General features: G+C 33.9%; 11 protein-coding genes and 2 pseudogenes. 3 read left to right on the top strand and 10 right to left on the bottom strand.

Going from position 1 to position 20,430, the window contains the following annotated elements:
* Positions 1-110: 110 nt before the first annotated feature.
* Together apcB and F6K54_RS20045 are read left to right on the top strand one after the other, a co-directional pair.
* Complete coding sequence (gene apcB / locus F6K54_RS20050; protein WP_293080968.1) at positions 111-620, top strand: allophycocyanin subunit beta; 510 nt, start codon at positions 111-113, stop codon at positions 618-620.
* Positions 621-1,452: 832 nt separating this feature from the next.
* A complete protein-coding gene (locus F6K54_RS20045) occupies positions 1,453-2,298 on the top strand; it encodes a TlyA family RNA methyltransferase (RefSeq protein ID WP_293080966.1) in 846 nt (281 codons plus the stop codon).
* 186 nt (positions 2,299-2,484) lie between these two features.
* Here F6K54_RS20045 and F6K54_RS20040 read toward each other — a convergent pair.
* Together F6K54_RS20040 and F6K54_RS20035 are read right to left on the bottom strand one after the other, a co-directional pair.
* Positions 2,485-3,719, bottom strand: a pseudogene (locus tag F6K54_RS20040) (RNA-guided endonuclease InsQ/TnpB family protein).
* Positions 3,720-3,722: 3 nt separating this feature from the next.
* Entirely contained in the window at positions 3,723-3,938 is a 216-nt protein-coding gene (locus F6K54_RS20035; protein WP_293080963.1) for a hypothetical protein, read from the bottom strand.
* A gap of 487 nt (positions 3,939-4,425) precedes the next feature.
* On the opposite strand from F6K54_RS20035, the gene F6K54_RS20030 reads away from it, so the two are divergent.
* The gene (locus F6K54_RS20030; RefSeq protein WP_293080960.1) at positions 4,426-5,112 is read left to right on the top strand and encodes a hypothetical protein; all 687 of its coding nucleotides are present in this window, start codon (positions 4,426-4,428) and stop codon (positions 5,110-5,112) included.
* A 515-nt stretch (positions 5,113-5,627) separates the two neighbouring features.
* On the opposite strand, the gene F6K54_RS20025 is transcribed toward F6K54_RS20030, so the two are convergent.
* The 8 genes and pseudogenes from F6K54_RS20025 to F6K54_RS19990 all read right to left on the bottom strand — a co-directional run.
* Entirely contained in the window at positions 5,628-7,070 is a 1,443-nt protein-coding gene (locus tag F6K54_RS20025; RefSeq protein WP_293080957.1) for a GTP-binding protein, read from the bottom strand.
* A gap of 1,045 nt (positions 7,071-8,115) precedes the next feature.
* On the bottom strand, positions 8,116-9,582 hold the full coding sequence (locus tag F6K54_RS20020) for a DUF697 domain-containing protein (protein ID WP_293080955.1): 1,467 nt from the start codon (positions 9,580-9,582) through the stop codon (positions 8,116-8,118).
* A gap of 1,038 nt (positions 9,583-10,620) precedes the next feature.
* Complete coding sequence (locus F6K54_RS20015; RefSeq protein ID WP_293080953.1) at positions 10,621-11,202, bottom strand: thioredoxin family protein; 582 nt, start codon at positions 11,200-11,202, stop codon at positions 10,621-10,623.
* A 761-nt stretch (positions 11,203-11,963) separates the two neighbouring features.
* Positions 11,964-13,517 carry a PAS domain-containing sensor histidine kinase gene (locus F6K54_RS20010; protein WP_293080951.1) on the bottom strand — a complete coding sequence of 518 codons (1,554 nt, stop codon included), beginning with the start codon at positions 13,515-13,517 and terminating at the stop codon, positions 11,964-11,966.
* Positions 13,518-14,197: 680 nt separating this feature from the next.
* Positions 14,198-14,728, bottom strand: a complete 531-nt coding sequence (locus F6K54_RS20005) for a Rab family GTPase (protein ID WP_293080949.1) — start codon at positions 14,726-14,728, stop codon at positions 14,198-14,200.
* Positions 14,729-14,737: 9 nt separating this feature from the next.
* Positions 14,738-18,697, bottom strand: a complete 3,960-nt coding sequence (locus F6K54_RS20000) for an OmpA family protein (RefSeq protein WP_293080947.1) — start codon at positions 18,695-18,697, stop codon at positions 14,738-14,740.
* An 11-nt stretch (positions 18,698-18,708) separates the two neighbouring features.
* Complete coding sequence (locus tag F6K54_RS19995) at positions 18,709-19,323, bottom strand: hypothetical protein (RefSeq protein ID WP_293080945.1); 615 nt, start codon at positions 19,321-19,323, stop codon at positions 18,709-18,711.
* 829 nt (positions 19,324-20,152) lie between these two features.
* A pseudogene (locus F6K54_RS19990) lies at positions 20,153-20,430 on the bottom strand (RNA-guided endonuclease TnpB family protein); the annotation flags it as partial.

The following is a 20,430-nucleotide window of genomic DNA, read 5'->3' as shown; positions in this document are numbered from 1 at the left end:
TACATCACTTGATGTTAGGAAATTCCACGTTTTCGCGTAAGCGCAACGTCGGAAGGATGTCAAAGTAGGGTAATATAGAAAGTTTAAGGAATTGTTGGGAGAATAATTATATGCGGGACACTATAACTAGCTTAATAGATAATTACGATGCTAAAGGTCGTTATTTGGACCGGGATGCTGTTGATCGATTAAAATCTTATTTTGAAACGGGTACTGCGCGAGTAAAAGCTGCTACTGTAATTAATTCTATGGCTGCTAGTTTGGTCAAACAAGCTGGAATTACATTGTTTGCACAACTACCTGAATTAATCCGTCCCGGTGGTAATGCTTATACAACTCGCCGTTATGCTGCTTGTCTGCGGGATATGGATTATTATCTACGTTATGCTACTTATGCTTTGGTTGCAGGTAACACGGATGTTTTGGATGAAAGAGTCTTACAAGGTCTTCGAGAAACCTACAATTCTCTAGAAGTACCTATTGGACCTACTGTAATTGGAATTGGTATTCTTAAAGAACTTGTTAAATCTGAGGTGGCGGCGGCAGGTATTGAAACGGGTGCTTTCTTAGAAGCACCCTTCGACCATTTAATTAGTGAGTTAGCTGAAAAGGACATTTAATTAATTAATAATTAATAATTAATAATTAATAATTAATAATTAGGGTTTGCTGAAAAAGTCTTTTAGTAGGGGTAGGAGACAGGAGACAGGAGACAGGAGAAACGGGGAATGAGGGAGGAGGTAGGAATAAGAATTGTCCCAAGATTGTTCAGCCCAAATCTTGACCAAAATCCGCTCCTAATTGAAGCATTACCACTTAAAACCTCGTACTTTTTGATACTTAAAAAGGCACTTACCTTTATCTATAAAGACTTTTAGATTTAATCAGCAAACCCTAATTAACTGGAGAGTACAAAGTTATCCCAAAAAACGATTTGTTTTGAAGACTGAAAGTATTACTGGCAAAGGCTTACACTACTTACAGCTCTGAATAAAAAGTTTTTAACCTTTAGATCGCTGAAAGCCTTAGCTAGCAATAGTTATTCCAAGAACTTTGCACTGTCTAATAATTAATTATTCATTATTTTCATTACCAAGGGTAAAAATGGGATTTGGAAACCAAATCCCTACAGTTTTTTCAGAACTCAGTAATCAGTTTAATTCTTTTGATTTTTTTTTTACATTAATGAAGCGGATTTTCATTAATGGATAATGGATAATGGATAATGGATAATTGATAATTACCTCTGGTTAAAACCGTTACGGAATTGAATATCAGGAGATATTATTTCTTTTTTTCCCCCTTAAAAGGGTCGGCTTTAAACCAGAATTATTTAATAATTAATAATTAATAATTAATAATTCGGTAACAACTCAAAAAGCTGATAGCTGTTTGCGGAACATTCCTAAACGGAAATTCTAAAAGCTGATAGCTAGTTAATAATTAAAATTTGTGGTTAAACAAAGATTAGATATTTTATTAGTAGAAAAAAATTTATGTACTTCTCGACAAAAAGCTCAAGTTTTGATTAGAGCAGGAGAAGTAATGGTAAATCAGCAAATAATTGATAAACCAGGAACTGAAGTAGAGTCTGAGGCGAATATAAAAGTTAAGCAAAAATCTCTATATGTTTCTAGGGGAGGTTATAAACTTGCCAAAGCATTAGAATATTTTTCTATCCCTATTTCTGACAGAATATGTCTTGATGGAGGTATTTCCACAGGTGGTTTTACAGACTGTTTATTACAAGCAGGGGCTAAATTAGTTTACGGTATTGATGTGGGATATGGGCAAGTTGACTGGGGTTTGCGTAATGACCAAAGAGTTTTTTTGAAAGAGAGAACTAATCTACGTTATTTAACTCCTATAGAATTATATGGCGAGGAATTAATATTAAATTCTCAGGCACAGGAAAATTCAGAAATATATCCTAATTTAGCAGTAGTTGATGTTTCTTTTATTTCTATAACTAAAGTTTTACCTGCTTTATGGCAATTACTTATTCCACCTCGTGAGACAATATTGTTGGTAAAACCTCAGTTTGAAGTAGGGAAAAAACGAGTGGGTAAAAAAGGTGTGGTACGTTCTTCTAGTGACCAAGCTGAAGCAATTTTTCAAGTATGGAGTAGCGCTCAGAATTTAGGATGGGGATATTCTGGTTTAACCTGGTCTCCTATACAAGGTCCGGCTGGTAATATAGAATATTTATTATGGTTAAATATAGAGAGTAAACTTTCGCTAGATTTGAGAGCGATCGCTCAGATAACAAAATTGGCTCAAGAAGAATTTAGAATTTAGAATTTAGAATTTAGAATTTAGGGTTCAGACACTTCTATTCTATAGGGACTTGGGGATAAACCTGATTTGGCAAAGCGATATTGGGCAGAGTTATTTGAGAAAGCTCTTAATTCTACACCTATTTATCCTCATGTTTGGCAAGCTGGAGATATTGTATTTTGGGTTAACATCCTCCCGACGCTGCTCTCACGAGACAGGGCGGGATTCCTTAACATCACTGTTAGGGGCTTTCTGTTTCTTAGCACCAGCATAAACGAGATTTACTCTCAGATGGTCTTACGGTCGCTCCACAGACTGACACTGCGAGTCCCGCAGCCAAAATATTTATACTTGCATTTATGTCTCGATCATGGTGAGCTGCACATTCAGGACAATCCCACTCTCTAATATTTAGAGGCAATTTTTCTACTATATGTCCACAATTAGAGCAACGCTTAGAACTGGGGAAATATCTGTCAATCTTGACTAATTCCCGTCCATACCATTCAGCCTTGTATTCCAACTGTCTGACTAACTCGGACCAGTTGGCATCACTACCCACCCCTCTTGCTCCCCTCCCGGGAGGGGATGGGGGTGGGTTATGGTTTTTGACCATATTCTTTACTGCTAAATCCTCAACCACAACAGTTTGATTTTCTCTGATTAATTGAGTAGTTAGCTTATGGGTGTAATCAAGCCTTGAATCTTTAATTTTTGCATGTATTCTGGCTACTTTTAGTCTAGCCTTTTGGTAGTTATTAGACCCCTTGGTTTTTCTAGATAGAGACTTTTGAGCCAATCTCAGTTTTTTGTGTAATTTGTTGAAATTTTTTGGGTTAGCAAATTTTTCTCCATCACTGGTAGTAACTAAACTGGTAATTCCCAAGTCAATACCTATTTGCTTTTTGACTGGCTTGAGCAATAAATTTCTAGTGTCATTGACTCTCAAAGATATAGACCATCTGCCAGAGGGGTCAAGTTTAACTGTAATTGTAGTTGGGACACAACCAAGTGGTAGTTGCCTACTCCATCTAATAGGTAATGGCTCAGAACATTTGGCTAAATATACTTGACCATCTTTCCACTTGAATGCCGATTTCGTAAATTCAGCACTACCACCCCATACGTTTTTTCTTAAAGTTAGGATATTTAGTCCGTCCACTAAAAAAGTTAGTGAAAGCTGTTTGTAGATGTCTCAAACCTTGCTGCAATGGTACACTGCTTACTCTGTCAAGAAAATCTAAACCTTCCTGCTTTTTCCATAAAGTAAGCATAGCAGAAGTTTGCTTATACCCTACTCGCTCTTTGTTTTTATACCAAGCTTGAGTTCTAGCAGCTAAAGCTCTATTGTAGATCAGTCGAACACAGCCTAAAGTCCTCCTCAACAGGTTTTCCTGTTCTGGAGTAGGATAGAACCTAAACTTGTAAGCTTTTTCAACCATTTACTACTTGCTAATTCTACGTTGACATTTTAACATATTCCGTGTGAAACCGTAACATTGATTGGCATTCATCCCGACGCTCCCGACGAGGAGAGCGCGGGTATAAATGCCAACATTTAGATAAACCCATTGCTTTGCGTATTGAGGTTGTGAATAACCGTGATGACTATAACTGCTAAATTGACAAAAAATTACATCTCTTTCATTTTGATAACTCATTAATTTATCCTCATATATTTGCTCTATTTTTATCTTAAAGAGGGTGCATCTCAGTTTTGAAGAAAGCCAAAAATTTATCGCTCTGAGGGAATAGGGAACAGGGAATAGGGAATAGGAAAAAAGTATTTTTGTAAATATGAGATGCACCCCAAAAATCAGGATTATCTATAGTCTGAGTTTACCTGTAAATTACCAAGTGGTTTGAGTATTCCCTCTTTTTAAGTATAATTATTTATCGCTTAATTGAGATGCACCCCTTAAAGAGTTCAAGTATTACAGCAGTTTTGGAGTTTAGTGAATAGGGAATATAAATTAGTATTAAACTGTACCTCTTCATAGAAATTTTTAAATATATAGGTTATCGGTGGCGATCGCCTAACCTTAAATCTTCAAATATTGAACTTCCACAGTTACTTACTCCTGAAAGTATTCTCCCATAATAATCTGAGGATATAGATGATTTTTTTGCTGTAACTATTAAATTGCCATGTTCATCCGAAAAATTAGTATATTTTTTCTTTTCTTGATTAAATTATCGATTTATATATTTTGTACTTCATTTATTTTTAGCACAATAATTTCTGCCAAAATTATATCTGTCAAATTAGCAGATCGATTTTTATATAGTTTAATTCTATTTGGCGATTTTTTAAGAGGAATAGAAATAGTTGAACTTTTTAATATTGTTGCTTTTGCTGTTGTCGGAATGGGTTTTGGTTTAGCAAGTATTTTTTTACCTAAGTATTTAGGTCGTTATGTGAGTGCAATTATATTAATAATTTTAGTGCCAATAATTTTTCTTACAACTCAAATGGTAAGATATGATATTTGGGTAGAACAGGTAGCAAATAATGAAAATTTATCCCTTGATGGAGCTGAATTACTAGCTAATTCATTTTTAAATGAAAGGGTAGGTAATGATGGCATTTATGGTTTCTATTTATATACTGCTCAGTTTCCTGTTCTCCCCGATAAAAAAGTACAGATGAATAATTTATATAGATTGGAAAAGAGCGTTAATTCAAAGTTTGTGAGTTTGATAGGGGTGCCACCAGGGGTTGTTTCCTGGGCAATGAGTTTGTGTTTTTGGGTAATTAGAATTTTTTATTTTGTAGTAGCAGTAGTAACGACTGTTGCTCACTTCAGAGAAGGTTTAAGAATAGTTAAATGTTGAAATTGTAGGTAAGCATTTAATAATTAATAATTAATAATTAATTATTAATTATTAGGGTTTGCTGATTAAATACCAAAGTATTGACTGATATTGATTTTAGACTTTTTCCGTTCTGAAAAAGTACCTAGTTTTTGGCTATTGTTGTCTCAAAATAGATAAGATATCTTGGTTTAATGCCGATAATCGTCACAAACATTATTTAACCATTATTATTACTTAATAACTGAAGTCCTATGGGAAGTATAGCATTATTTTTGGGAATTGGTATAAGAGGATTGGATCAAAGGATTTTTTTTCTTTTTTCTCGATGAATGGAGAGGTTTTATACCTGAATTTTTCGGTAAAAGGAGTAGGGGAGTAAGGGAGTGGGGAAGTGCGGGAAAAGTATAGCAGTCTAAGGAAAGGTTAGGACAAATCAAAAGTTTAAAACTAAGACAACATAAGATTTTTCCTTCTTCCTTCTTCCTTTTTCAATAACTTCTTCCTTCTTCCTTCAAATAATTCCAGAAAATTTATTAACCTCTTCCTTCTTCCTTCTTCCTTCTTCCTTCAAATAATTCCTGTTGTAAACGATAAATAATAGTATCCGGTTCAACCTGACTTAAAATATCCTGAATAACAATATCTTGCCCTAATGGCCCCCAAGTACAACCCTTTTCCAAATAAACCTTAGTAGCTCTACCAATAGCATAAATTCCATAAGCTGCAATAGAAGCTTGAGTAATAGCAACTCCTGCATAAGAAGTAACACCAACCTTTCCTAAACCTAATAATAAACTACTTCCCAACTCCCCTAATAACATACCACTTTCACTGAATATAATTACTTTCCAAAGTTTACCTGCTTCATAGCTAGTCATAGGCAAATTATAGAGACGAGACAAAGAGCGAATTAAAGCTAAATCTATTACAGTAGTTCCCATTACATCAATAATAGCAACAGGATTAAGAGCAACAGCTAAAGCTTTATACTTAGCAAAATCCCAAATTAAATCATCAGCTTCATCTTGTTTAATCTTAACAGCTTTATGAGCAATAATTACCTCAGCTTCTCTTGCTTGTACTAACGCATTTAATGCTAAAAGTGACTGCCCTTCCCGCTCTAAAATAGTAATTATTTTTTGTTTCAAAGGATCTATTTGAGGCGATGGAGTTTCCCATTCGTTAGTCACATTACCATCAGGCCATTCAATTCTTACAGGTATAGGAGCTGGTTCTGCTGATACCATTACCACTTCTGTCGGAGGATAAATATCTTCTAATTCTTCTAATTCTTCTGATTTATCCGCAACAATATTTTGCAAATTTTGATAAATATCTTCTCGTTCAACTTCTGTATATAAATCAATTTTATTAAACACCAAAATTAGCGGTTTTTTAGCCTTCCTTAATTCACGCAAAGCATCATATTCAGTGCGGGTAAGATCCCCAGAAACAACAAATAGAATTAAATCTGCTTTGCGAGTAACTTCCTTAGCCATTTCTCCACGAACTTCACCTGCTACTTCGTCTAATCCAGGAGTATCTATTAAATCTATTTTTGCTGTCTCTTGTTGATGAGAATTAATAAAAATATTAGGAGTCCATCTAATAGCACGAGGCCATTGAGTCACACCATTTAGAGGGCCTGTTTCTAATATTTTTTCACTTAATAAAGCATTTAAAACTGCTGATTTACCACGACTTACAAGACCAAAAACTGCTATTTGGATTACTCCTTGTTCTAGCTTATCAATGTTGGATTTTAATAAATCTAATTGAGTTTTTAAGGAGGATGAAAATTCAGAAGAGGTTGTTTTTTGTGCGGTATTTTGCAAAGCAGAGTATCTATTTAGAGCTTTTCGTAAACTTGCTCTAGCACGTTTCCAATGTTGTTTACCTTGTTTTTGATAACTTTCTGGAGATTGAGAATATTCTGTCACTATTTCTGAGTATATATTTGAGTTAGTCAAGGTCATTTCAGTTATCAGTTATCAGTTATCAGCTATCAGCTTTATTACCTTTAATTGATAACTAAAGCTCGTTGTTTTTGTACTTCAATTCTGTGGTTGGAAATATAGAAATATTTTGCTCAGTTTATATCTGCTAGTCTTCTCAGATAATAGTCGCCCCTAAAAAATTATCAATATACTAATTATTCCAAAGAGGTACTTAACTATTTATTGCAGAATTTATCCTAAGTTCTCAACTCTCACAAAAATTAGTATCTGTGGAAATTTTGTGGGAGTAGGTAAATATTTTGAATAATTTTTTCCTAATTTCTCAACTTTCACAAAATTAGTATCTGTGGAAATATAGAAATATTTTGCTCAGTTTATATCTGCTAGTCTTCTTAGATAATAGTCGCCCCTAAAAAATTATCAATATACTAATTATTCCAAAGAGGTACTTAACTATTTATTGCAGAATTTATCCTAATTTCTCAACTTTCACAAAAATTACTATCTGTGGAAGTAGGGAAACATTTTGCTCAGTTCATATCTGCTAGTCTTCTCAGATAATAGTTGCCCCTAAAAAATTATCAATATACTAATTTCTCAACTTTTACAAAATTGACTATCTGTGGAAGTAGGGAAATATTTTGTTCAATTTATATCTGCTAGTCTTCTCAGATAATAGTTGCCCCTAAAAAATTATCAATATACTAATTATTCAGCAGAAGTACTTAACTATTTATTGCAGAATTTATCCTAATTTATCAACTTTCACAAAAATTAGTATCTGTGGAAGTATAGAAATATTTTGTTCAGCTTATATCTGCTAGTCTTCTCAGATAATAGTCGCCCCTAAAAAATTATCAATATACTAATGATTTAGCAGAGAAACTTACTATTTATCAAAATAACATGGGTCTAAAACCCCGCCTTTTAAGGCGCAATATTTATTTTTGGAGAGTTGCTCAAATCCCCTACTTCCACTCCTGGGAGGGGTTAGGGGTGGGTTAACTTCTGACTTCTGACTTCTGACTTCTGACTTCTGACTTCTGACTTCGTTAATGCCATATTATTGTGCTGGAGTTGAGACAACTTCTGATTTTTTCTCCTCTTGCAAAATATGACTCATTACCTGAGTTACAAAAGACTTCAAGAAATTATTTTGCTGAGTTTGACTAAATACACTTTGTATAATTTTGCTTAATTTATCTATATTCACAGAATTACTATCTGTTTGAGTAGCAAAATATTCTACTAAACTAATACCTGCTATTCTTGTTAGATAAGCAGCACTTACAGCTTGAACTGCACCGCCAGCTACAAAAGTTACAGTATTACTTTTCAGAATAGTAGTTAATGTTTTTGTCGAAATTTCTACTAAGCCTAATTTTAACATCAGCTCTGCAATAGTTCCCGTTACTTGCTTGCCTTTTTCGAGAGAAAATTTTTGCTCATATATAGCACTTAAATCTACTATTAACTGAGAATTTATAGCTGCTGTTGCTAATAAATCTAAAGCTGGAACTGGATTAGCAAATGCTGTTGCTGCAGCTATCCATTGATACTTTTCAATTATCGGAATAGCACGTTCTCGTCTTACCTGATTTAATATACTCTTCGCTTCAAGTGTAACTATTTGTGCTTTTCTTTTAGTAGTTGCCCAGACTAATTTTTCTGTTTCTTTTTCTAATGTTTGATTCAATTTTTCTACCAATCCAGATATTTCTGGTAATGGTTGTTCTGTAGACTCTTGAATACTCCCATCTGGCTGATGTTTGCGCACTTTAACATAGTTAGGTTTAGCAGAAATTCCTACTAAATTTTCTTCTGATTTAATGGTAGATAAAGTCTCTTTTAGTTTCTGTAATATCTGGGGTTTTTGGTCTGGCAAACATTGGTCTTGTTTATTCCAAACTAGGATAAAACTTTGACCGAGAGATGTTAATTTTGATAAAGCTTGATATTCTGAATCTGTTAAGTCACCTGTAGTAACAAATAATATTAGGTCGTAAGGTGAAAGAGGATTAAGTTGAGTATCTTCATCTGTTGTTATCCATTCTTCCTGCCATGTTAAATCGCTAATTTCTAACTTTTGAGAATTAGTGGATAGCCATTGAGAATTCAATATTTCCGTTAAAGAAGTTTTACCTACTCCTCGATAACCAGTCACTACTATACTTAATTCTTTTCTTTCTAGTTCGTTAATTAATGTCGTTGCTTGTTGACGTAGTTGGCTAATTTCTTCAGACTTGTTAGTGCTGTTTATTTCCTGAGAAATCTTATCTATAGTAGTCGTTGATAAAGCGATCGCTTCCTCTGCTGCTTCTTTTGTTGGTGGTGCAATTATAGTAGGTTTCTGGAGTGTTTTAGACTTTGGTTTTTTTAAGAATAAAACTCCTAAACCTGCTGCCATAATTCCTAACATGGTAGCTCCGCCAAATTCTGACACAGAATGCTGGACACTATCTAATAACCATAACAATAGAGATAATCCGATGCCCCCGACTAATATTGGCCTTTGTAATTTTATAGCCATTTTTTTATCCTCTGAAGCTTTCTTTAATTATAATTATTTATTTTATCTCAGTCTCGGCAAAAGACCCCCACTATAGCAGTAGGAGAACCGTATAAGTAAGATAGCTGACTGTTAAGCAAAATATAGGTTCGGCCTTCCTCTCAACTGACATACGTCGCCAAAACTTTGCCAACCAACATAAATCCTATACATTTTTTCTATTAGTTATAGGAAAAAACTCAACTATTGTGGCTAAGAATTGAAGAATTAAAAATGAGGAAATATAGCGTTTTCAAATGATATTTCAAACAATAGTTATTTATTTACTAAGAGTACAAAGTCCGGCAAACCTTCTTACCGAATAATTAATAATTAATAATTAATAATTAAATAATTCTGGTTTAAAGCCTCCCCTTTTAAGGGGAAAAAAAGTGCTAGGATATTTCCTTATTTTCAATCAAGAGCGGTTTTAACCAGAGGTAATTATCAATTATCCATTATCCATTATCAATTAATGAACTGTTGCCTAAAAGCTATCGGTTTTTTTACGCAACTTAATATCATGTCCGGTAGCATCGGTATTGTATAGCAAAGGTAAGGAAGAAGGAAGAAGGAAGAAGGAAGAAGGAAAAGGGAAGAGGGAGGAAGGCTACCCTCGCAAGAAAAAAACCATTATTTCCTGTAGATATTCACTCTTGGGTTTACACAAACGATATAAACGGACATGATATTAAATAAAATTAGTATATGTTCATGACTCTAATATAAATGTCACAACAGAAGGAGAAAATATTTTTTCAACAAACCAATAAATTTCTCCTTTTTAATTGTGTAATAAGTTCAAATATTACCGAATAATTAAGGTTTCAAACCTCTCCTTTAAAGGATAAAAAAGCGGTCGTCAGCGCAGCTTCCCGTAGGGTGGGATGGTGAGGTCTCAGAGCCATATCCAATCAACCAAGAGAAGAAAAAATTTTCCTTATGCGTCAATTATCTTCTTTTCAAGGAGAGGTAATTATTAATTATTAATTATTAATTATTAATTGTTGAACTTTGCCACTAACCAAAATAAGAAGGTTCATTACCTGGTACCCACTTAATATTACAACCAATACTTGGCTTTTGTTCTTCACCTACAGATTTTTCTGTTAAAACTGCATCTAAAGCTGCTCTTAAATCACTTCCTGTAACTGGTTGATTATTACTAGGACGACTATCATCTAATTGCCCTCTATATACTAATTTAAAATCAGCATCAAATAGGAAAAAATCTGGAGTACAAGCAGCAGTATAAGATTTTGCAACTTCCTGAGTTGCATCAAAACAGTAGGGAAAATTAAACCCTAATTCTAATGCCATTTCCTTTAGTTTATCGGGAGCATCATCAGGGTGAGTTTCAATATTATTGGAACTAATAGCTACAATTCCTACATTTTTTGGAACGTAATCTTCACCAATTTTAGCAAGTTCTAATTGAACGTGTTTCACAAAAGGACAATGACGGCAAATAAACATGATTAAGAGTGCTTTTTTTCCCTCAAATGTTGATAGGGAAATGGTTTCTCCGGAAACTACATCCGGTAACTGAAAATCTGGAGCTGGAGTTGCTAATGTCAGCATTGTAGAAGCGGTTAAAGCCATAATTATTCCTTCTGTGTATATTTTTCTCGCTCAGAAAAACTATAGCAGGAAACAGGGAACAGGCAACAGTGGGAAAAGCATTTCTCTGTCTAAGATTCATCATTAATATAAGTCAAACACTAACTCGTTTCTTGCCATACCACATTTTTACTAACTTAATCAAAACTAGACAATTTTTATCTTGAGAACTACTGAGATTTTTTTCTCTACCATAAATCTCTAATACCAATTATCACCCCACGAATGCTATAAAAAATGAATGAGAATTTGATAGCGATAAAAAGCTGTTTCTATCCTAGTTTTATATTTAGTATTTAGGGCTTGCTGATTAAATCTAAAAGTATTGACTTATATTGGTTGAGCGCATTTTTTAGTTAAAAAAAGTCCAAGCTTAATGGTTGTAATGGTTCAAAAAATTAGCATTTTAGGCGTATAGTTGCGCAGAATAATTCCTTGATTCTTCTTCCTCCTACCTCCTCTATAATTTCCCGTTCCTCCTGTCTTCCCCTCCCCTCCTGGGAGGGGCTAGGGGTGGGTTGTCTCCTACCCTTACCCATAAAACTTTTTCAGCAAACCCTATTTATACATTTTTCGCCTTAATTTATCTTTTCCCTTATGGGTTTAATACCCCATAGTCACCCGCGGTGTTCAAAATTGTTTAGGGTTAGAGTCCCCATGTAATTTTCCTTCCTGACTCCTTTGGGGTTTTATACCCCATGCAATTGATTCTGTCTCCTGTCTCCTGTCTCCTGACTCCTTCTTCAAGATACTCTTTGCAATGGAATTTCAACTCTGAAAGTAGTTCCTTTGCCTACTTCACTTGAAAAATTTATTGTTCCACTATGAAGATCTACAGACTGTTTAACAATTGATAATCCTAAACCTGTCCCTGCTATTTTACCCACATTACTTGCTCTGTAAAAAGATTCAAACAATTTTTTTTGATTTTCAACTGGAATACCTATTCCTTTGTCCTCAATCAGAAAAATAGCTCTTCGATCGTTTAAAGTTAACTGAAAATTAACCTCTCCTCCTCTAGGTGAATACTTAACAGCATTTGATAATAAATTATTTAAGATATGCCGAATTAGTTTCTCATCTATCAAGAAGAATATCGCATCATTCTTGTTAGACTTAGGTTGAGATTTCTGTTTGAATTTTTTGTTAACTGTGAAATTTATTATATGTTTATCACTAGCAGTAACTTTGATAGATTCAGTAATATGAGAACAGACTTTAATCAAATCAACAGGTGCTGGTTTATATTTCAATTTTCCAGCATCTGCTTTACCAATAAATCGGACATCATTTAACAATTCAAGCATTTCTTGTGTAGACTCTTCAATGTACACTAAATATTGATCTTTTTCAGTTTCAGTAATTTCAGAGTCATAGGATCTTAGTAATTGAGTAGATAATAATACTGTATTTAGAGGATTACCAAATTCATGAGTCACCATTGAGAAAAAACGACCCCTTAGCTCTCTTAAATCTCGTTCTTGTTCTAAAGCTTGACGTATTTCATCTTCCTGTTTTTTACGTTCTGTAATATCTCTGCCTATATAAACAAAATTATATATTCCTTCTACATTAGTTTGAATCACTGAACAAGAAAGTTCAACAATAATTGTATCTCCTGTTTTATTCTGACAAATTAATTCTATATCTTGAGAAATTTGTTCTTTTAAAAATAAATATTTTTGCCGTGCTCTATGTAGTAATTCTTCTTTGGGAATAACCATAGAAATCTTTTGACCTACCAATTCTTCTTTTGTATAATCAAACAAAATTTCCGCTGCACGGTTAACAGTTTTAATTATCCCCGAACTTGTTGTTACTAATAAAGCATCCGCCATAGAAGTAATAATTTTATTGATATAATCCTCAGAAGCAGCCAAAGAACTTAATAAAAGATTAGATTCATTTGAACTTTGAATTAACTGCTGCTGCATTACCATTGTTTCTGTTACATCTTCGACTAATACAACTAAGTTTTTCTCTCGAAAATTTTCATTAAAATCTGTAATTGTAATTATAGATATATTGATATACAGAGGAGATTTATTTTCCGAAGACCTAGCAACTCCTTCATATTCAAAACTTTCTCTCTGCCCATTAATAACTTCCTCTAAAATTTCTTCAACTCCTGCTAATTCTGGAAAGCTATTACGAATATCTTCACCTGAAACTGCTAATTCTGGAGGAGCGGCAAATCTACTTAACCCATAAGATACCTCTAAAATTTTTAACTCTGAATTAATTATCAAATACTCTATTTGACGATGTGCTAAAAGTTTTTTTAATAGGTTAATCATGGGTCATTTCAGTTATCAGTTATCAAGTAAGCATTCAGAATTCAGCTAGCCTCCTAGTCGGAGGAACTACGTTATCAGCTATCAGCTATTCTTTTTAGTTTACGATAAAAACTTTATTAATTATCTTACTATAAAAGTTGGCTCCCTTCCCCTTAAATTCTATATTATATTAATTTAAACACTGTCCTATATGAGAGAGTCTTGTTGCTGTTTGCGCAGCATTCCGCAGGAAAAGCTGACTGCTAATAGCTGTTTGCGCAGCATTCCGCAGGAAATGCTTACATTATCACTTATCAGTTATCAGTTAGCCTCCTCCGGAGGAACTACACTAATAGTACCTCTGCAATAAGGAGGCTTGATATTAGAAATATTCTCTTTTTTTATCCCCTTAAAAAGGGAAGTTTTAGACCACAATTTCTCAGTAATTTACATTACAGCAGTTTTCATTTGGGTAGACCACAGTAGGGACGTTCCATGGAACGTCCCTACAAGGTTTAATGTGTGAAGATGTGGTTCATCAATTTGAAAAGCGCTGTATTTATTTTGGCATAGATAATTTTATCAAAATAATTGGGTCGTGCAACCCCACCTTTTAAGGCGAAATATTTTTGGAGGCTTGCTCAAATACCCGTTACAGAAATAACTTCTGAATTCTGAATTCTGAATTCTGACTTCGTTAATCATCCTATTTTTTCTAGCATTTTATATGATAATTTATGGAATATATCATCTACATTATCGCCAGTTTTAGCCGATGTAGAATATGTCGCTATAACTCTTTCATCTTCCTGATGCTCGAATTTTGATAATAGTTCATTGATTATTTCTGCATCAACTAAATCAGATTTATTCAAAGCCAAAATGACTACACTTTTAGGATTTACTGATAAAAATAAATCTAATCTTTCGGAAAGACTTTCTATAGTTTCTTTACGGGTGACATCTGCTACAACTATTGCTCCACTAGCTCCTTGTAAATAACTAGGAGCGATCGCCTTAAACTTAGTATGACCTTCTAGATCCCAAATTAATAGCTGCAAAAAATCATTTTTTTCTGCTTCTGTTTTGGGTAAATCAACTTTTTTACGAGAAATTTTTACCCCTACCGTAGAAAGATATTGGTCACTAAACTGTCGATCGACAAACTTACGAATAAGACTAGTTTTTCCCACACCAAAATCACCAACAAGACAAATTTTTTTCGATATCATATTTCACAGCTAGTTGTCTTTTTCATTTGGTTCAAACAACTCAAATGTTACGCACCTACTTAATAATAGTGGTTGATTGTACTCCACATCTTGAGGAGAGTTTGTTTGTCCAATTATTGCTAATCGTCTGGCATCCACTCCCTGTTTCACCAAAGCGTCCCTGACTGTATATGCTCGTTCAACGGCCAACTGTTCGTTGATATCGAGATTGCCAGTACGATCTGTATGACCTACTATCCTAAGATGTTTTTGAGGATATTGGGTAAGAAATTCTTTAATCTGGGCCATTGTATCTATATATACAGGCTGGAGCTGGGCTGAACCCAGATCGAAGTAGATGCGAGTTTTCAGTTTAAGTGGACTGAGTTTAGTTGTGCTGATTACAGATTGTACTCCAGGAACTTGCTCAATTTTACGAATTATTATCTGAGAATCTGCCATATCCATCACTGTTCCTCTGACTGTAACTCTACCTTTTCCATATTCAGTGCTGATTGACACACCTTCCATTTGATTTAATACTCTTGTAAGTCTATCTACCTCATCACTGATTTCGGAAGCGTCGTGTGGTCTTCTCCCAGTTTTTATTTTATTATTTACTTCTAAATTGTAGAAACTAGCTTCTTCTTTAGCTATTTTTGCTGCTTTATTTCGTAGATTTTTATTTGGCAGTTTTCCAGTTAAAATTAAGGAACCTTGCTCTACTTTTGCACCTATTCTATAAATAGCCAACTCAGGAATATTAGACCAAGCTTCTCTAGTTCTTGCTTCAATACCACGATAAAGTCTACTGTAATACTGATAGATACCCCAAGGTACAAATATTAAGCTCAAAATTAATCCACAAACTATTAACAAAGCAGTGGGACGTTTAGATTTTTTTAATTGACGATTTTCTTGTACATTTTCTATATCCATTAATGACTTTAATAACAACTGAATTGAAGGAGGAATAGTATCAGAATCTCCTGCAAAATTTTTAATATATTTACCATGATCGATCACAATGTTACTCAGTACTTGTCGTAATTCTTTGATAAAGGATTTGCTTGTTTGTCCTTTTATTACTACAGCTAAATAACAATATCCGGCAACTTCTAAGATAATTTGTGAATTCCCATATTCAATTTCATTTAGTTCAGAAATATCTCCGGACTGAGCAATACAATCATTCACAAAACTCCGAATAGCTGTTAACATTCCTGCCAACATTTCTGATTCCAATCTATCTCGTCCAGAATGTTGAACTTCAGAAATTACTAAGCCAGATTCTTTGTGGATGAGAAACACTGCTTGGACAGTAAAAATCATTATTTCTGAGATGATTAATTCTGCATCTGAAACTCCTTGAACACTTGCTTTAATTTTACGTTTTATTCCTTTTAAGCTAAAAGTATCTGAAATTTTGTCGTTAATATCTCGAATTTCTTCTGCCATATATTTAGAAATGGTGCTGCCCATGACAGGATATAAAGCATCTACTATAGAATTTTGTTCTAAAGTAATTTGATCTTTAATTGCTCTACCCATTTCTGGTGCTAATGCTTGAGAAATTTGTCGTCGATCTATTCTAATTTGTTCTCTAATTGCTGCTCCCATTTCTGGTCCTAAAGCTTTGGCAATTTCTTGTGGATAATTCTGTATTGCAGCAGAAATTGCTACTGGCAATAATGGTGCTAATACTTCACTAATTGCCTGTTTGTCTTGTTCTGTTTTTTTAGTAATAATGATGTCTATGATTGGTGCTATTGCCTCTGCTATTACTTGAGGTTCTTGTTTGATTTGTGTTTCTATTGAGGGTGCTAATAATGGTGCTAATGATGAAGTTATTGACTGTTTATCTTGTTCTGTTTTTTTGGTAATAATGATGTCTATGATTGGTGCTATTGCCTCTGCTATTACTTGAGGTTCTTGTTTGATTTGTGTTTCTATTGAGGGTGCTAATAATGGTGCTAATGATGAAGTTATTGCCTGTCGGTCTTGTCTAAATCTTTTTTGTATGGCTTGCTCAATAACTGGGGAAATTGTCTCTATGACTTCTGCTTCTGTTTGACCTAATTGTAAGTTTTCTGAGAATAAAGGAGTTAGTACATTATTGAATTCATCTTGATTAGAATTAATTTTTTTTACTCCCTGGTTAGTATTTAGTTTCCGAATTACCCTGGCTAATTGAGAGCCAAATAAAATATTTTGTAAGGCTTCAAAAGCTTCTAATTCTGCATCGTATTGTTGGCGATCGTCTGATAATTCTGGTGATTTTTGTGGGACAAGTAATGGTTTTTCTATACCTGGTTTTTCTGATTGATTATTAGTAGATTTACCCTCAACATCAATAATATTATCCCGGTCCTGTTCTGGTTGTTTAGTGATGTTCTGATGGATTGATTTTTGATGATTTTCTGTTGGATTTACTGCGGTTTCTTGAAAATATATATCCTCATACTCTTGAGAGTCGATTGATTGTGCTGTTAAATCTTCCGAAAAATCAGTAATGTTCTGCTGATTTTGTTCCGGCTGTTTTGTGATGTTCTGATGGATTGATTTTTGATGATTTTCTGTTTGATGAACACCAGTTTTCTGAAAATCTATATCTTCTTGATAGTCAGTTGATTGTGCTGTTAAATTTTCCGAAAAATCAGTAATGTTCTGCTGATTTTGTTCCGGCTGTTTTGTGATGCTCTGATGGATTAAATTTTGATTATTTTCTGTTTGATTTACTGCCGTTGACTGAAAATCTATATACTCTTGAGAGCCGATTGATTTTGCTGTTAAATTTTCCGAAAAATCAGTAATGTTCTGCTGATTTTGTTCCGGCTGTTTTGTGATGCTCTGATGGATTGATTTTTGATGATTTTCTGTTTGATGAACACCAGTTTTCTGAAATTCTATATCTTCTTGATAGTCAGTTGATTGTGCTGTTAAATCTTCCGAAAAATCAGTAATGTTCTGCTGATTTTGTTCCGGCTGTTTTGTGATGCTCTGATGGATTAAATTTTGATTATTTTCTGTTTGATGAACAGCAGTTTCCTGAAAATCTGTATCTTCTTGAGAGCCGATTGATTTTGCTGTTAAATCTTCCGCAATATCAGTAATGTTGTGCTGATTTTGTTCCGGCTGCTTTGTGATGCTCTGATGGATTAAATTTTGATGATTTTCTGTGTGATTTACTGCCGTTGACTGAAAATCTATACACTCTTGAGAGCCGATTGATTTTGCTGTTAAATCTGACGGAATATCAATAATGTTCTGCTGATTTTGTTCCGGCTGTTTTGTGATGCTCTGATGGATTAAATTTTGATGATTTTCTGTGTGATTTACTGCCGTTGACTGAAAATCTGTATCTTCTTGAGAGCCGATTGATTTTGCTATTAAATTTTCCGAAAAATCAATAATGCTCTGCTGATTTTGTTCCGGCTGCTTTGTGATGCTCTGATGGATTAAATTTTGATAATTTTCTGTGTGATTTACTGCCGTTGACTGAAAATCTGTATCTTCTTGAGAGCCGATTGATTTTGCTATTAAATTTTCCGAAAAATCAGTAATGTTGTGCTGATTTTGTTCCGGCTGTTTTGTGATGCTCTGATGGATTAAATTTTGATGATTTGCTGTTTGATTTACTGCCGTTGACTGAAAATCTATATACTCTTGAGAGTCGATTGATTTTGCTGTTAAATCTGACAGAATATCAGTAATGTTGTGCTGATTTTGTTTCGGCTGTTTTGTGATGCTCTGATGAATTAAATTTTGATGATTTGCTGTGTGATTTACTGCCGTTGACTGAAAATCTATACACTCTTGAGAGTCCCTTGATTTTGCTGTTAAATCTTCCGGAAAATCAACTAAGTTTAAATCCACTAATAAACTCAACAAGCGTCTTAACTGTTCAACTGTTTCCGTGTTCAGTTCAACAGATTGATTATGATTAATATCTTGTGATTTATTAGTCGATTTTTCGTTTAAGTAAGCCATCTATATTCCGATCATTTACGATGGTTGTCTGAAATTAAAAGCTCTTTTTCTAAATCTTTATCTGCTGCTTCTTTGAGTTCACTCACAAACTCAGTTTTTTTCATTCTCATGCCAACTTCAAACATAATTTCTGCTAAGTCGTCCCGTGAAACTTTCACATCTTCAAGTAAAGAAAAACGCTTTTCAAGTTCCTCAAATATTTGGGTTTTCAAATAACTAACATCATTCTGTAATTTCTCCCTTGTTTGTGATAAATCTTCCCGTAGAGAAGTTGTTTGATTATCAATAATTTCATTTAAAGCTTCTTTAGTAGTAATAATTTTACGATTTACTCGTTCAATTTGTTGTTTAGTTTCCACAACATCTTCTTGAGTATTTTGGATATTTAAGTTAATATTCCTAATCTTTTTCTCTATAGAATCTACTGTAGCTTGAAGCTCTTTAGAAAAATCACTTTTTACTTGTTCTATCTGATTTTTAGTTTCTTGTTTCGCTAAAGATAATTCTGACTCTAGCTTTTCAAAACGATTTTCGTACTCTCTGAGCTTAGGGCCAAATATTATATCACGAATTTTGTCAATATTTCCCAGTCTCTCACGCATTTCTTCTTTGCTTAATTCGGCCATATTGTCTCCTTCTGTTACGAACTGCCAAAGTTCAAGATAAATGTTATAAATATACTTTCTGATTTTACCACTTAGTTTAGTCTTTTACAGGATTGATCTACTTACAACATTATATTAAAATTTGCCATACTTTTAACTTTAACCATACAGCTTAATAATGACCAGGAAGAATGAAGAATAAAAAAAAAGTAGGAAAAAAGGTGAAACTTTATACATCCGTATCAAGGTCTATTGCAATAAAATTTTTTGATAACCCAGGAGACAGGTTGACAACATTGCGTCAAAAAAATAGCATTACAGGAATTAAGTAAACTTAGAATACTGCTAACAGCGGTCTTAATTTCTATACATTTAACTGTAATAGTTCAATTTTACTCTCACCAATAATACTAATTTTATCAAATAATTTTATAACACTGCGTCTGTGGGTAATCTGAAACAGGGACTTGTGGCAAATATTTCAAATGGCACAACTCTAGGGTGTTGCTTCATCTACAGTGCTTTTCAGGTATAGAAAGAGCAGCATAACAAACTCAAAAATTAGAGCTTCTCATAAGGTTGGATAGATATAAAATCTAAATAATTCTTAGCTTAATAGTACTGAAACATAGTAATAAAAAGTATACCAACAATAGTATTGAATTAACAGTTCTAATTGACAGGTGTCCCAGAAATATTTGTATAGACAAGGGATACAATTTTGACTACTCCCCGGACTCAAGTCACGGGGATTCTAAGCAGATACTACGCAACAGGATAAATCCGTGTTGCTCCGTTTCTTCGAGCGCTGACCAAAGATATACTCTTTGGGGACAATTTCATTGTGCCCCTACACAGTTGGCTTAAGTTTAAACCATGCTTTGCTGCTTACTTTTGTGATGATATTTGCAGCCCCATTACAATCTGCATTCACGAAACAATTATTACCAGTTCTATACAAACCACGCTTTATTCTTTTCGGTGATGGTTTCCAATTATTGGGTTTCTCACCATAAATAGGCAGATAGTCACCATCTAAAAATGAAGCGACACTTGTATAACTTTCCTCAGTTTCTATAAATATAATTCCATATTCGTCGCACAACTGAGTTATTCTTTCTTTGATTC

The sequence above is a fragment of the Okeania sp. SIO3B5 genome (genome assembly GCF_010692555.1).
Classification (GTDB): domain Bacteria; phylum Cyanobacteriota; class Cyanobacteriia; order Cyanobacteriales; family Microcoleaceae; genus Okeania.
This window is presented reverse-complemented; position numbering and strand designations above follow the sequence as displayed.

What these genes read in the sequence shown, in the direction of transcription:
- F6K54_RS20020 (WP_293080955.1), bottom strand. Translation starts at nt 9,582, where the DNA reads ATGGCTATAAAATTACAAAGGCCAATATTAGTCGGGGGCATCGGATTA.
- F6K54_RS20035 (WP_293080963.1), bottom strand. Translation starts at nt 3,938, where the DNA reads ATGAGTTATCAAAATGAAAGAGATGTAATTTTTTGTCAATTTAGCAGT.
- F6K54_RS19995 (WP_293080945.1), bottom strand. Translation starts at nt 19,323, where the DNA reads ATGGCCGAATTAAGCAAAGAAGAAATGCGTGAGAGACTGGGAAATATT.
- F6K54_RS20025 (WP_293080957.1), bottom strand. Translation starts at nt 7,070, where the DNA reads ATGACCTTGACTAACTCAAATATATACTCAGAAATAGTGACAGAATAT.
- apcB (WP_293080968.1), top strand. Translation starts at nt 111, where the DNA reads ATGCGGGACACTATAACTAGCTTAATAGATAATTACGATGCTAAAGGT.
- F6K54_RS20010 (WP_293080951.1), bottom strand. Translation starts at nt 13,517, where the DNA reads ATGATTAACCTATTAAAAAAACTTTTAGCACATCGTCAAATAGAGTAT.
- F6K54_RS20000 (WP_293080947.1), bottom strand. Translation starts at nt 18,697, where the DNA reads ATGGCTTACTTAAACGAAAAATCGACTAATAAATCACAAGATATTAAT.
- F6K54_RS20005 (WP_293080949.1), bottom strand. Translation starts at nt 14,728, where the DNA reads ATGATATCGAAAAAAATTTGTCTTGTTGGTGATTTTGGTGTGGGAAAA.
- F6K54_RS20015 (WP_293080953.1), bottom strand. Translation starts at nt 11,202, where the DNA reads ATGGCTTTAACCGCTTCTACAATGCTGACATTAGCAACTCCAGCTCCA.
- F6K54_RS20030 (WP_293080960.1), top strand. Translation starts at nt 4,426, where the DNA reads ATGTTCATCCGAAAAATTAGTATATTTTTTCTTTTCTTGATTAAATTA.